The organism is Actinoalloteichus spitiensis RMV-1378, assembly GCF_000239155.1.
Taxonomy (GTDB): Bacteria; Actinomycetota; Actinomycetes; order Mycobacteriales; family Pseudonocardiaceae; genus Actinoalloteichus_B; species Actinoalloteichus_B spitiensis.
Genome location: NZ_AGVX02000140.1, coordinates 1 through 13,948 on the forward strand (window position 1 = coordinate 1; position 13,948 = coordinate 13,948).

Here is a 13,948-nt window from a genome sequence, read left to right on the forward strand (position 1 = left end):
CCAGCACGGAGGGGGCGGCGGCCACCGGCCGGCCCGTCTCGCCGTCGAGCAGGAGGAACTCCTCCTCGACCCCGACCGTCAACACACCTCCCATACTCGCCCTGCCCGGGGGGAGGGTGTGGATCGAGCTGGGCTCGGGGTGCTCCTGCGGCCCGGAGAACGGGGGGACACCGGCTAAGTCGGTCTCCGTCTTCTCCATCTGTACCTCCGAGGGGAGAGGTCGCCGCCGACGGCGACGGATTCGGCCCGCGCGGGGCCGGGCGGCCCGGGCGGGGTGAGGCGCGTCCGGCGGACGCGATCGGGGGGCCGGACCGGGGGACGGTGGGGAGTCCGAACCCGCTCCGGTCGATCGCCACGGGGGTGCCGGGCGACGGCGGGGCTGGTGACGGCGGGCGTGGGCCGGGAGGCTGGTCCAGGGCGGGCGTGGACGCCTACCGGGCGGGATGCTCCGCCCTGGCCAACGCGCGAGCCACGGAACGCTCGAAACAAGCGCGTTCGTTCATCGCAACCACCGTGCCCGTCTCTTCATCGTCCGCTCGCCACGGGACCGACGGGGTACGGGGCCCGAGAACGCCGGCCTCGGTGCGCTCGCTGGCACGGCGGGAACGGACCGACGGGGACCCGCCCGTTTTCCTGGCGAGATGTCCGGCGAACTCCCTGGCAATCGCTACTCGCTGCGGCGGAGGACCCACCGCTGGTGATGCTACCTAAAGTATCGCCGGAGGCACAGCAGGTAATGGTTGGTGGACCGCTGGACCCGCCGTCCCAGGCCCCTTGGTTGCGCGGCCGGACGGTCCGCGCGCCGCGAGTCGCCGGCGGGGGAAGGGCTACCGTACAACTGGTGATCCGGACGCCCCGCCGTGGGCTGGTCCCGAGGAGCGGACGCGGAGCGAGAACGGAAGGGTGGGTGTCTTCGGAGGTGGGGGAGCTGTCGTTCCGCCTGCTGGGACGCGTCTCGGCCGTTCGCGACGGCACCCCGGTCGATCTTGGTCCGCCTCGGCAGCGCACCGTCCTCGCGGCGCTGTTGATCCGGCTCGGCGAGCCCGTCCCCGCCCGCCACCTGGTCGAGGCGGTGTGGCCCTCGACGCCGCCGGGGGCGGCCGCCCATGCGGTCACCGTCTACGTCTCGACGCTGCGGCGCACGCTGCGCGAGGTGCGCATCTCCGGGGACGCGGACGGCTACCAGTTGGAGGCCGCTCCGGAGGCGGTGGACCTGCACCGCTTCCGACGGCTGGTCCTGGCGGCCGGCCAGGTGGGCCCCGAGACCGCCCTGTCCCAGCTCGGTGAGGCCCTCGCCCTGTGGGAGGGCGACCCGCTGGGCGGTCTGGGCGCCGCTCCCCTGGTGGGCCGGACGGTGGGCGCCCTCGTCGAGGAGCGGCTGGCGGCGTTGCGGCGCCGCAACGAGATCCGCATCGCCCTCCGCGAGTATCCCGAGGCGGTGGCCGAACTCTCGCGCCTGGTCACCGAGTACCCGCTGCGCCAGGAACTGCGGGTGCCCCTGATGCGCGCCCTGCACCTGTCGGGGCGGCGCGACGAGGCCCTGGCCGTCTTCGAGGACGCCGAACGGGTGCTCCGGCGGGAGGTGGACACCGAACCGCTGCCGGAACTGCGCCTCCTGCGCGAGGAGATCAGGACCGGGCGTCCCGGGGCAGCGGCGGAGAGCTTCGACGGCCGGGAGCGGGTGGTGGGCGACCATGCCGCGCCGGACCACCCCGTGCCCGCGCAGCTGCCGGTGGACACCGCCGACTTCACCGGCCGGGAGGAGGTGCTGGACCAGATCCTCCGACTGGCCCGCTCCAGCGAGGCCGAGTCCCAGGTCACGGTGGTCGTCCTCGACGGCATGGCGGGAGTGGGCAAGACGGCGCTGGCCGTGCGGCTCGGGCACCGGCTGGCGCACGCCTACCCCGACGGCCAGCTCTTCCTCGACCTCCACGGCTTCACCGAGGGCACCCTCCCCCTGGACCCGGCGCGGGCCCTCGACCGGGTATTGCGTGACCTGGGTGTGCCGGGGGACGAGGTCCCGCCCACCCCGGCGGAGCGCGCCGCGCTGTTCCGGACGGTCGCCGCACGACGACGACTCCTCGTCCTGCTGGACAACGCGGGGTTTGAGGAGCAGGTGACGCCGCTGCTACCGGCCGGTCCGGGCAGCCTGGTGCTGGTCACCACCCGCCGGCGCCTGTCCGCCCTCCCGGGCGGACGTGCCTTCTCACTCGGTGTCCTGGACAGCGGCGAGGCGGCCGTGCTGTTCCGCCGGGTGGCCGGCCCCGAACGCGTCGGGACCGCCCCTCCCGAGGAGGTCGACGAGCTGGTCGACCTCCTCGGGAGGCTGCCGCTCGCCGTTCGCATCGCCGCGGCCAGGTTGCGCGCCCGACCAGCCTGGTCGCCGCGCCACCTCGCCAGGAAACTCCGCGACGAACAACGCCGGCTCGGGGAGCTGGCGGAGGAGCGTCGCAGCGTCGCCGCCGCGTTCCAGGTCTCCTACCGGCAGCTCAGGCCCGCGCAGCGGAAGGTGTTCCGCTCGCTGGGCCTGCTGCCGGGGCCGGACGTGGACGTGGGCGCGGCGGCGGCGGTCGCCGGCTCGGAACCGTGGGCGGTGGAACGGTCGCTGGAGGATCTGGTCGACTGCCACCTCCTCGAACAGCACCTGCCCGACCGCTACCGCTTCCACGACCTGATCAGGGCACACGCCGCCACGCTCGCGGAGGCGGTCGACGACCAGACCGAGCGGCGCACCGCCCTGCACCGGCTGTTGGACTACTGGCTGGTGACCGCGCGGGCAGCCGTCGACCGGATGGACACCAACCGGACGACCGAACCCCTGACCGTGGCCCACCCCCCACGGCACGGCCCCACCCTCACCGGTCCCGGTGAGGCCGCCGACTGGTTGGAGACCGAGCTGGCCAACCTCGTCGCCGCGGTGGGGCGGGCGGCGCGGTCGGAGCTGGCCGCGCACTCCTGGAAACTGGCCGACGTCCTCTGGCGCTTCTTCCACCTGCGCGGCTACCTCGACCACTGGGTCGCCACCCACGAGCAGGCGTTGGACGCGGCCCGCCGGCACGGCGACCGGTGGGAGGAGGCGACGGTGCTGCACAACCTGGGCACCGCCCACTGGCGGCTCGGCCAGCTGCCCGCCGCGCTGGACCACTACCAGCGGGCGCTGGCCGTCCGACGCGAGCTCGGCGACCAGTCGGGCACCGCCCGGTCGCTGGGCAACCTCGGTCTCGTGCTGCGCCGGCTGGGACGCCTGTCCGAGGCCAGGGAACAGCACGAGGCGGCGCTGGACCTGTTCCGGCGGCTGCACGACCGGCCGGGGGAAGCCAGGGCGTTGGGGAACCTGTCCATCGTCGAGGAACTGCTCGGGGACCTCGACAGCGCGCTGGCGAGGCACCGCCACGCGTTGGCCGTCTTCCGCGAGTTGGACGACCGGCCCGGGGAGGCCAGGACCCTGGGGAACCTGGCGATCCTGCTGCGCAAGCTGGGCCGGGACACCGAGTCCGAGGAGCACGACCGTGCCGCCCTCGCCCTGTTCCGGCAGGTGGGCGACCAGTCCAGTGAGGCGCTGGTGACCGCGCACCTGGCCACCGGGATGCGCCGGGCCGGGGAGCTCGCCGCCGCCGAGCGGGAGCAACGCCGCGCGCTCGAGCTGGCCGAGAAGGTGGGCGACCCCGGCCTGGTCCACGAGGTGTTGCTGGAACTCGGGGACACCCTCGCCCGGTCCGACCTCCGGGCGGCACTGGCCGAGTACCACAAGGCCGCCGAGGTGGCGGAGTCGGTGGGCAACGGCTACCAGCGGGGCCAGGCCCTGGAACGGGTGGGCGACGCCCACCACGCCCTGGGGGACACGGCGGCCGCGGCGGAGTCGTGGCGCCAGGCGCTCGCCTGCTACCAGCCACTGGATGTACCGGAGGCGGCGACCGTGGCCGAGCGGCTGGCGAGCCTTGACGGGCAGGCGGGGTCGACGGCCGGCTGACCGTGCGGCCCCCGCCGCCGGTCCGTCAGTCCTCGTGCTCCTCGCCGCGCCGGATCCCCTCGTACACGGCGGCCAGGTCGTCCGTCCCGAACCCGAGGTCCTCGGCTCGGGTCAGCTGGTCGAGCACCGCCCGCACCAGTGCGGGGTCGGGGGCACCGGGGCCGGTGGACGCGGCGAGCACCAGCCGGGCGTCCTTGGCCGCGAGCCGGAGCGGGAACGAGGGGGTGTAGTCGGAGCGCAGCATGGCTCCCCCCTTGGTGTGGGCGTAGGGGACGTCCATCGCACCCCCGGAGATCGCGGCGAGGAACAACGCCGGGTCCAGGCCGAGGTGACGGGCCAGGGCCAGTGACTGACCGACACCGGCGGTCAGCGTGAGCACCCAGGCGTTCGCCACGAGCTTCAGCCGCGAGCCCGCACCGGCCGCCCCCACCCAGAGCGTGCGGGAACCGATGGCGTCGAGAACCCGCGCGGCGGGAACCCTGGTCTCCTCCGAGCCGGAGGCCAGCACCACGAGGCGCCCCTGCTCGGCGGGTTCGCGGGTGCCGAGGACGGGTGCGTCCACGTAGGGCAGGCCCGCGGCGTCGGCGGCGGCACGCAACCTCCGCTCGTCGGCCACCCCGACCGTGCTGGTCTGGATCCACAGGCTGGGGCGGTTCGGCGCCGCGAGCACGCCACCGGAGCCGGAGACGACGGCGTCGACGGCGTCGCCGTTGGCCAGCATGGTGAGGACGACGTCGGCGCCGTCGGCGGCCTCGGCCGGGGTGTCCAGGATGTCGGCGCCCGCCGCCCGCAACGGTTTGGCCCGTGCCCTGGTCCGGTTCCACGCCCGGACACCGAGGCCGTGGGACAGCAGGTTCCTGGCCATCGGCAGCCCCATGGTCCCGATGCCCAGGACCGCGACGGTGGGAGTCGATGTGCAGCTCACGACCGTGCTTCTCCTCAGGCCCGGGATTCGTCGTCAGGCGACGCCCGACGCGGCTCCATCGTCGGCGCGTCGCTCCCCGGCCGCCACTCGGCGGTGCGCGTGGGGGTGAGGTGGGCGAGGGGCGTCGCTGCCCCTCCGGGGAGGAGCCACCCGGTCGCCTCGTCCTCACCGGTCGACCGGGGGGTCGGGAGGAGGAGGGATCGTGGCGAGATAATTTCCCGGGCGGTACGGCCCACGTGTTCTCCGGGCCCGCGCCGGACGTGATGTCCCGAATTCCGAACGGCAGCGGGCGTCCACTCCACGCTTCCGGGCGTGTCGAACTCCGACCACCAGCTCCCACCGACCCCGGGAACGTTTCGGGCATTCCTCGGCCAGCACGCGGACCGGGTCGGGTACCGGGTCCCGGACAGGGGTTCGCCACCGCCGACCGCCGTGGGTTCCTGACCGGAAACGGCCCTGGACCAGGAGAACTACACCGTCCTGCTGACCCGGGGACCGCGCGTTCCGATCTTGTGCTGATCACGGGGAACACCGCCACCCACAATCTACGGAGAATCCCCGGAAAAACCGCGAGAATCGTCTCCGCAATCCACCGAACATTGGCCAGGGGTTTTCCTATGATCGACACGACAGTTTCTTGACGGCGCACACGAAACCGAACTAGACCATTGTCCCGTGACGTTCGCCCACCCGGCGGACACGGCCCTGCCGAACCATCGAGACAAACGGAGTGTCATGCGCTTTCGTCTTGCCGCCACCGCGGTCGCCAGCGCGGCCATCGCCACGCTCGGACTGGCGTCGGCCACCGCCGTCGCGTCACCCGACGCGAACACCCCCGACACCGGGGTCGTCCAGCCGATGATCGTCGGCGGCGAGGACGCCACCGAGGGCTACGAGTTCGCGGCGGCGCTGATCAACGAGGGGCGCCACGCCTGCGGCGGCACCGTGATCGCCCCCGAGTGGGTCCTCACCGCGGCGCACTGCATGGTCCACTACGAGCCGGCGGACATCGACGTCCGGGTCGGCAGCGTCGACCGCACCCAGGGCGGCGAGGTGGTCTCCTCCGCCGAGATCATCATCCACCCGGACTACGACGACTCGGAGGTCACGCGGGTCGACGCGGACATCGCGCTGATCCGCCTCGCCGAGCCGGTCTCGGTGACGCCGGCGACGCTGTCCACCAGCAAGCCGCTGCCCGGCGACACCATCCGGCACACCGGGTGGGGCCAGGAGTGCCCGGTCGGCGGTGAGTGCGGGTCCGCCGAGATCCTCCAGCTGCTGGACACCACCGTGATCGCCGAGGGCTGCGAGTACGGTTTCAACCCGGAGACCGAGATCTGCGACCAGCCGGCCGAGGGCACGGGCTTCTGCTACGGCGACTCCGGCACCGGCACCCTGAAGGCCACCGACGGCGGCTGGGAACTGGCCGGCATCATCGTGCGGACGGGCTACCAGTCCAGCGAGCCCCTCTGCGCCATCGGACCTGGCATCAGCACCGACGTCGCCTACTGGACCCCGTGGATCGAGGAGCACGTCTCCCTCTGATCGTGCGAGCACGTCGCGCTGACCAGCGGGGCGGTGGTCTCCTCGGAGGCCACCGCCCCGCTCGGCGTTCCGGCACCACCCCGTCTCCGCTGGCGGCGGTCGCCACCGGCGTCCGCGAGGACAGCTGGCGGGAGGCGGCGGGGCCCGCGTCTCACCCCTCCCCCGCGTACCGGCCCTGGTGCGCCGCCCAGGCGTCGCGCAGGATCCGCGGGAGGTCCGACCGCCCCGGTTCCCAGCCCAGTTCCTCGGTGATCCGCGAGTGGTCGGCTAGCAGTTCGGGCGGTTCGGGTTCGGCGCTGCGGTAGGTGAGGGGAACGGCCCCGCGCGTCACCCGGGAGGCGGTGTCCACCACGTCGCGGACGCTGCTGCGCCGGCCGCTGCCGACGGTGTAGGCCCGCCACCGGCCCGGCGCGCAGGCCGCCACGGCCAGGGCGAAGGCATCGGCCATGTCCTCCACGTGCACGAAGTCGCGCACGGATGACCCGTCTCCGTTGAGGGTCAGGGCCGACGTCCCGCCCGCCCTGGCCGCGAGCACCGCGGGGACGAGTCGGGACGGGTCGGGGTCGGGCCGACCGCGCGCCGCGCCCGCGAGGTTGAAGGACCGCAGGCTGATCGCGCCGACCAACCCCGTCGCCGCCAGGTCGGCGGCCGCCCGGTCGCCGGCGAGTTTGCTCCCGCCGTAGGCGTTGACCGGCGCCTCCGGGGCGGCCTCGTCGATCGGCTGGCGCTCCGGAACCCCGTACACCGCGCAGGTGGAGGCCAGGACCAGGCGGCGGGGGCGGCCAGCGGCCGCCGCCTCGGCCAGCGCGGTGAGCAGCGCGAGCGTTCCCCCGGTGTTCGTCCGCCAGTACCGCAGCGGGTCCGCCAGCGACTCGCGCACCCGGACCAGCGCGGCGAGGTGGCAGACGGCCTCCACCGCCGAGACGGGAGACCGGAGCGAGTCGATGTCCCGCACGTCACCCACCACCGCGTCCTCGGCACCGGGCGGCACGGGTCGCCCCGGCCGGACCAGGGCCACCACCTCGTGCCCCCGGTCGGCCAACTCGGCCACCACGGCGTGGCCGAGGAACCCGCTCGCCCCTGTCACCAGCACTCGCACCGCCCCAGCGTCGCAGGGCGGAGGTGCGGCCGGCGGCCTCCCGCCGGCACGTCACACGGGTGGGTTCGCGTTCCGCGTCAGGCAGCGCCGCCGGTGCCACCGGTGCCACCGGTGCCACCGGTGGGCGGTGCGGCGGGACCGGCCGGCGGGGCGGCGTCCTGGCCGACCTCGCGGCGCCGGTGGTAGCGGGCCGGCGGGTCCAGGTGCGCGAGCATCGCCTGGGAGATCTCACGCAACTGGCGGACCTGGTCCGGGCTGAGCTGGTCGAACAGTCCCTGCCGCACGGCCTCGACGTGACCGGGAGCGGCGGCGACGAGGACGTCGAACCCCTCCTGGGTGAGCGTGGCGATGGTCGTGCGCGCGTCGCGGGGGTGCTTCTGGCGGCGGACCCAGCCCTCCGCCTCCAGCTTCGTCACCGCGTGGGAGAGCCGGCTGGGCGAGGCCCTGACGACCTGGGCGAGCTCGGACATGGTCAGGGACCACTCGGACGCCTCGGACAGCATCGCCAGGATCAGGTAGTAGGTGTGCGGTAGGCCCGAGTCCCGGTGCATCTGGCGGTCCAGGGACTCCCGTAGCAGCTGGCTCGCCCACAGGTACGCCCGCCAGGTCTCCTGCTCTTCGTCGTCAAGCCATCGCACGCCGTCCATCCACCAAGCATACGAACCGACTTGATCGATCAACACGTCTCGGACGGCCGTACGGCCGAACCGGGTGAGCGGGCCCCACCCGCACGGCAGCCCTTCCCCCGTGGCGGGGAGCGGTCCGAGGAGCGCGCTCCGGCCACAGCACGACAACGATGTGGGCCGTCTGGTCCACGAACCGACCGTTCCGCCGCCGCTTGGGTAGTGTCTCCCCATTTCGGCTCCCGGGAACGAGGAGAGGCATGACCACCCCAGCCCAGCTTGCGGAAGACCTGATCGCCGTCATGTTCGACGCGCGTCCCATCGACGCCACCCTGGTCGGGTTACGGGACCGGGACGATCGGCTTCCCGACTACGGCGTCGCCGGCGACGAGGACCAGCGCGGTCGTCTCCAGGCCATCCTCGACCGGGCTCGGGCGCTCGATCCCGGGTCCCTGGACCACGGTGACCGGTTGAACCGGGACGTGGTGATCTACCAGGCCAGCGGGCTGCTGGACCACCTCGACGCCCGCGCCGTGGAGTACACGATCGCCGGCTCCTTCTTCTCCCCCGCCGCCGAGCTCCTCGTCATGATCCCGAGGATCGGCATCACCGAGCCCGCGCACGCCGAGGGGTACCTCGCACGACTCGCCGGACTGCCCGCCGTGCTCGAGGCGATCACCGAACGGCATCGGGCCGGGGTCGGCGCGGGCCTGCTGCCGGTGCGCCACCTCGTCGAAGCCACCGTGGACTTCCTGGACCGGTACCTCGCCGACCCGGACGACGACCCCCTGCGCCAGCCGGAACCGCCCGCCGACGCCGACGTCGACCTGGCCGGGTTCCGCGCCGAGCGGGACCGGCTGGTCACCGAAACCGTGCGGCCGGCGTTCCACCGCTACCGCGACGTGCTCGCCACCGAGATCGTCCCCTCGGGCAGGGACATGGACCACCCCGGCCTGTGCTGGCTGCCGGGCGGCGACGCCATCTACGCCGGTCTCGTCCGGGCGCACACCACGACGAGCCGGACGCCCGAGGAACTGCACGAAACCGGCCTCCGGCTCATCGAGGACCTGAAGCGGGAGTACACGGAGATCGGTTCCCGCGTGTTCGGCACCGGCGACGTGGCCGAGATCTTCGAGCGGCTGCGCACGGACCCGGCCCTGCTGTGGTCGAGCGGCGAGGAGATGGTCACCGAGGCTCGCGCCGCGATCGCCCGGGCCGAGAAGGTCGCGCCAGCCTGGTTCAACCGGATGCCGGCCGAGAGCTGCGCGGTGGAGGCCGTGCCGGAGTCGGAGGCCCCCGGTGCCCCGATCGCCTACTACATGTCCCCGGCGCTGGACGGCAGCCGCCCCGGGACCTACTTCGTGAACACCCACCGGGCGGAGGAGCGGGCCAGGACCACGTCGGAGGCCGTCGCCTTCCACGAGGCGGTGCCGGGACACCACTTCCAGATCGCGCTCGCCCTCGAACTGACCGACCTGCCGCTGCTCCGCCGCCTCGCCCCGTTCAACGCCTACCTGGAGGGCTGGGGTCTCTACACCGAACGGTTGGCCGAGGAGATGGGCCTGTACTCCGGTGACCTGGACCGGCTGGGCATGCTCACCCAGGACGCCATGCGGGCCGGTCGCCTGGTGGTCGACACCGGTCTGCACGCCAAGGGGTGGAGCCGCCAGCAGGCCATCGACTACCTGCGGACCAACACGGCGATGTCGGCCTCGGAGATCGAGTCCGAGGTGGACCGTTACATCACCGCCCCCGGCCAGGCGCTGTCGTACATGGTCGGGCGCCTGGAGATCCAGCGCATCCGCGCCGCCGCCGAGGAGGCGCTGGGCGACCGGTTCGACATCCGCGCCTTCCACGACACGGTGTTGTCCGACGGTCCGCTGCCGCTGGAGGTCCTGGACCGCGTGGTGCGGGAGTGGGTGGACAGCCAGCGCTGAGCGCGGCGGGCACGTCAGGACGGGCGGCGGCCTCCGCCGGTGAGGGGCGCGGTGCTCAGCAGCTTCTCCCGCAGCCACACCGGGCAGCGGTAGCCGTCCGCCCGTTCGACCAGGAAGTCGTCGGCGACCTTGCGCCGCAGGGTGGCGTTCCCCGCCTCCCGGAAGCGGGGGTCGTCGGCGAGTTCCGCGGCCAGCGCGGGCAACGACCGGGCGAGCCGCTCGTGATGGTCCTCCGCGGCCTGGAGCGCCGTGTCGGTGGCCTGCTGGATGGCCTCCCGAGCGGTGCGGCTGGGGAGCCCCGGCTGGCTCAGCATCCCGCGCAGCTCGGGCTCGCGACGGGCCACCCTCGCCCGTCGCACGTCGGTTCCCGCTGCCCGGAAGGCGGGCAGCGCCAGCAGCACGGCGGCGAGCCTGCGGACCTCCTCGGCGTTCACCGCGTCCCCGGTGGCGGCCTCGTGCCCTGCTACGGGCGCGGCGGGCGACACCGCGGCCAGTGCCTGCCGGAACAGCGCGTAGAAGGGTTCCTGGTAGGTCCACCGGTGCAGGACGCCCCGGTGGACGAAGGCGATGTCGAACTGGTACAGCACGCCGTCGAACCGGCGCATCACCCGTTGCACGGTCGCGACCCCGTCGTCGGCCGGTGGACTGGCCGGACCGAACTCCTCGACGTCGTCGGGGTCGAAGGCCCACATGCTGACGTAGAGCAGCCCGGTGTCCAGGCCGGCGGCCAGCTCCACCACCCTGGTCGCGTCGTAGCTCTCGTCGGGCAGGCGCACGGTCCACCCGCCGCCCTCGGGGAGTTCGTCGACGACGGTGAGCCCCAACGCCCGGGCCCGTTGGAGGGCGGCGCGGGCCAGGCCGGTCAGTTCCCCGTAGGCCTCGTCGTCGGGCAGCCGGGACAGGGCCTCGAGCGCGGAGGGCGAGGTCGTCGGTTCCTGGCTGTGCACGCGGGGTCCCCTTCCGTCCCCCCGGTCGGGGTGCCGACGTGGGGCCGACGGCCCGATCAGAGGTGTGATGTCCACCTCCGATCGATGCTAGCCAGCGGGGCGCGGCCCGGGACAGGACTGAACGGGTCGTTGTGCGGCCGCCGCACGCGCCACACCCGCTACCCCCGGTGTGGGGCGGCGGGTCAGGAGCCGGTCGCGGGACGGCGCAGCCGCCAGTCGAGTGCGGTGTGCCGGCGACCCGAGCCCACGGTGCGCACCGCCTGGCCGAGGGCCCGCCGCGACCCGACCAGGACCACCAGCTTCTTCGCCCGGGTCACCGCCGTGTAGAGCAGGTTGCGCTGCAACATCATCCACGCGCTGGTGGTGACGGGGATGACGACGCACGGGTACTCGCTGCCCTGGGACCGGTGGATGGTGACGGCGTAGGCGTGCACCAGCTCGTCCAGTTCGGAGAACTCGTACTCGATGTCCTCGTCCTCGTCGGTGCGCACCGTCAACGTCTGCTCGTCCTGGTCGAGCCCGGTCACCACGCCCTGGGTCCCGTTGAACACGCCGTTCGCACCCTTGTCGTAGTTGTTCCGGATCTGGGTGACCTTGTCCCCCAACCGGAAGATCCGCCCGCCGAAACGGCGTTCGGGTAGTCCGTCCCGGGGTGGTGTCAACGCCTCCTGGAGGAGCAGGTTCAACGCACCGGCACCGGCCGGCCCCCGGTGCATGGGGGCGAGCACCTGGACGTCGCGGCGCGGGTCGAGCCCGAACTTGCGGGGGATGCGGCGGGCGACCACGTCCACGGTCAGTTCGGCGGCGGCCTCGGCCTCGTCAACGGGGAAGAGGAAGAAGTCGTTCATACCCTTCAGCAGGGGGTGCTCGCCCGAGTTGATGCGGTGGGCGTTGGTGACCACGCCCGACTCGGCGGCCTGCCGGAAGATCTGGTCGAGCCGCACGTGCGGGATGGGGGTGTCCGGGGCGAGCAGGTCCCGCAGCACCTCCCCCGCCCCCACGGACGGCAGCTGGTCGACGTCGCCGACGAGCAGCAGGTGCGTGCCCGGGGCGATCGCCTTGACGAGTTTGTTGGCCAACAGCAGGTCCAGCATGGAGGCCTCGTCGACCACCACGAGGTCGGCGTCGAGGGGGCGGTCGGCGTCGTAGGCGGCGTCACCGCCTGGTTTGAGCTCCAGCAGCCGGTGCACGGTGGCGGCCTCGTGACCGGTCAGTTCGGTGAGGCGTTTCGCCGCCCGGCCGGTCGGCGCGGCGAGCACCACCTTGGCGCGTTTCGCCCTGGCGAGGGTGACGATGGAGCGCACCGTGAAGCTCTTGCCGCATCCAGGCCCCCCGGTCAGGACGGCCACCCGTTCGGTGAGGGCGAGCCGGACGGCGCGTTCCTGGGCCTCGGCGAGCTCGGCCCCCGTCGCGCGGCGCAGCCAGTCCAGGGCCCGCGACCAGTCGACGTCGGCGAAGGCGGGCAGGCGGTCGGCGCTGGTGGCCAGCAGTCGGCGCAGCCGGCTGGCCAGGGAGATCTCGGCGCGGTGGAACGGCACCAGGTAGACGGCGGCCGTGGGGTTCTCGGCGTCGTCGCCGGGGACCTCCTCCCGGACCACACCCTCCTCCGCGACGAGTTCCCCGAGGCACTCGGCGACCAGTCCCGCGTCGACGGCCAGGATCTTGATGGCCTGGGCGATCAGCTCGAGTTCGGGCAGGTAGCAGTCGCCGCCGCCGGTGGCCTCGGAGAGGGTGAACTGCAACCCCGCCTTGACCCGCTGCGGGGAGTCGTGCGGGATGCCGACGGCCTTGGCGATGGTGTCGGCTGTCTTGAAACCGATCCCCCAGACGTCGCTGGCCAGCCGGTACGGTTCCTCCCGCACGACCCGGATGGCGTCGTCGGTGTACTGCTTGTAGATCTTGACCGCGAGCGAGGTGGACACCCCGACCCCCTGGAGGAAGACCATCACTTCCTTGATGGCCTTCTGCTCCTCCCAGGCTGCCGCGATCAGCTTGGTGCGCTTCGGGCCCAGTTTGGGGACCTCGATGAGCCGGTCCGGGGTCTGCTCGATCACGTCGAGCGCGGCGGTGCCGAAGTGTTCGACGATGCGGTCGGCCAGTCGCGGCCCGATGCCCTTGATCAGCCCGGACCCCAGGTAGCGGCGGATGCCCTGCACCGTGGCGGGGAGCACCGTGGAGTAGTCCTCGACGTGGAACTGCCGCCCGTACTGGGGATGCGAACCCCACCTCCCCCGCATCCGCAGCGCCTCACCCGGTTGCGCGCCGAGCAGCGCGCCGACCACGGTGACCAGCTCGCCGCCGCGTCCGGTGTCGACCCTGGCCACGGTGTAGCCGGTCTCCTCGTTGGCGAAGGTGATCCGCTCCAGGGTCGCGTCCAGCACGGCGCCGCGTGGGGACCCGTCCACGAGTGCTCACCTCCGTCCCGCCCGGCACTGGGCGCGGCGTGGCGGTGCGCGCGCCGCCCTCCGCGCGTGATCGCCACGGTATCCACTCGGCACGACCGTTCCGTGTCGGGGCCGGGCTCCGGCGGCCCGTCACCGGCCGGGTCCGCGTTCGGCCTCCCGGCCACCGCCGGGTGGCGCGAACCGGCTCGTTCTCGGGTCTGTCACCGGCGCGGGCGCTGTTGTAGCCTGCCGGGACCGCCAGCGCGGACGACGCTGGACTGTGTTGAGGTTTGGGGTAGCTGTGGTGACAACCGGCAAGATCCTACGGTTCGACGAGACACGCGGATACGGCTTCATCGCGCCCGACGAGGGCAGCGAGGACGTCTTCATGCACGCGAACGACCTGCGCGATGCCAAGCACCTGTTCCAGCCGGGGGCCAAGGTGTCCTTCGTGGTGGAGGACGGCGACCGGGGGCTGAAGGCCTCCGAGGTCCGGCTCGTCTCGCCGGCGGTGTCCT

At 73.2% G+C, this 13,948-nt stretch carries 9 protein-coding genes and 1 pseudogene; 4 read left to right on the top strand and 6 right to left on the bottom strand.

The window, feature by feature from the left end; translation table 11 throughout:
* Nucleotides 1-199 (bottom strand): annotated as a pseudogene (locus ACTIDRAF_RS27725) (hypothetical protein); the annotation flags it as partial.
* 708 nt (nt 200-907) lie between these two features.
* On the opposite strand from ACTIDRAF_RS27725, the gene ACTIDRAF_RS27730 reads away from it, so the two are divergent.
* A complete protein-coding gene (locus ACTIDRAF_RS27730; protein ID WP_169533959.1) occupies nt 908-3,970 on the top strand; it encodes an AfsR/SARP family transcriptional regulator in 3,063 nt (1,020 codons plus the stop codon).
* Nucleotides 3,971-3,995: 25 nt separating this feature from the next.
* On the opposite strand, the gene ACTIDRAF_RS0207575 is transcribed toward ACTIDRAF_RS27730, so the two are convergent.
* Nucleotides 3,996-4,895, bottom strand: a complete 900-nt coding sequence (locus ACTIDRAF_RS0207575; RefSeq protein WP_016698121.1) for an NAD(P)-dependent oxidoreductase — start codon at nt 4,893-4,895, stop codon at nt 3,996-3,998.
* A 735-nt stretch (nt 4,896-5,630) separates the two neighbouring features.
* Between ACTIDRAF_RS0207575 and ACTIDRAF_RS0207580 the strand changes: the two genes are divergently transcribed.
* Nucleotides 5,631-6,440: a S1 family peptidase gene (locus ACTIDRAF_RS0207580; protein ID WP_026065875.1), complete on the top strand. Its 810-nt coding sequence runs from the start codon at nt 5,631-5,633 to the stop codon at nt 6,438-6,440.
* A 151-nt stretch (nt 6,441-6,591) separates the two neighbouring features.
* Here the strand turns inward: ACTIDRAF_RS0207580 and ACTIDRAF_RS0207585 are convergent, their stop codons facing one another.
* Both ACTIDRAF_RS0207585 and ACTIDRAF_RS27735 read right to left on the bottom strand, forming a co-directional pair.
* Nucleotides 6,592-7,539 carry an NAD-dependent epimerase/dehydratase family protein gene (locus ACTIDRAF_RS0207585; RefSeq protein WP_026065876.1) on the bottom strand — a complete coding sequence of 316 codons (948 nt, stop codon included), beginning with the start codon at nt 7,537-7,539 and terminating at the stop codon, nt 6,592-6,594.
* 77 nt (nt 7,540-7,616) lie between these two features.
* Nucleotides 7,617-8,186: a MarR family winged helix-turn-helix transcriptional regulator gene (locus ACTIDRAF_RS27735; protein WP_016698125.1), complete on the bottom strand. Its 570-nt coding sequence runs from the start codon at nt 8,184-8,186 to the stop codon at nt 7,617-7,619.
* A 236-nt stretch (nt 8,187-8,422) separates the two neighbouring features.
* Here ACTIDRAF_RS27735 and ACTIDRAF_RS0207595 point away from each other — a divergent pair, with 236 nt between their 5' ends.
* Nucleotides 8,423-10,099, top strand: coding sequence for a DUF885 domain-containing protein (locus ACTIDRAF_RS0207595; protein WP_016698126.1), 1,677 nt, complete (start codon nt 8,423-8,425; stop codon nt 10,097-10,099).
* Nucleotides 10,100-10,113: 14 nt separating this feature from the next.
* Here the strand turns inward: ACTIDRAF_RS0207595 and ACTIDRAF_RS0207600 are convergent, their stop codons facing one another.
* Nucleotides 10,114-11,046, bottom strand: a complete 933-nt coding sequence (locus ACTIDRAF_RS0207600) for a hypothetical protein (RefSeq protein ID WP_016698128.1) — start codon at nt 11,044-11,046, stop codon at nt 10,114-10,116.
* A gap of 182 nt (nt 11,047-11,228) precedes the next feature.
* On the bottom strand, nt 11,229-13,451 hold the full coding sequence (gene recD2, locus ACTIDRAF_RS0207605; protein WP_016698130.1) for an SF1B family DNA helicase RecD2: 2,223 nt from the start codon (nt 13,449-13,451) through the stop codon (nt 11,229-11,231).
* A gap of 283 nt (nt 13,452-13,734) precedes the next feature.
* On the opposite strand from recD2, the gene ACTIDRAF_RS0207610 reads away from it, so the two are divergent.
* Nucleotides 13,735-13,948, top strand: a 214-nt coding sequence (locus ACTIDRAF_RS0207610) for a cold-shock protein (protein WP_169533960.1), incomplete at its 3' end; no start/stop codon positions are given.

Bases quoted from the DNA above. Each gene is read 5' to 3' on its own strand.
- ACTIDRAF_RS0207580 (WP_026065875.1), top strand. From the start codon at position 5,631: ATGCGCTTTCGTCTTGCCGCCACCGCGGTCGCCAGCGCGGCCATCGCC.
- ACTIDRAF_RS27735 (WP_016698125.1), bottom strand. From the start codon at position 8,186: ATGGACGGCGTGCGATGGCTTGACGACGAAGAGCAGGAGACCTGGCGG.
- ACTIDRAF_RS0207595 (WP_016698126.1), top strand. From the start codon at position 8,423: ATGACCACCCCAGCCCAGCTTGCGGAAGACCTGATCGCCGTCATGTTC.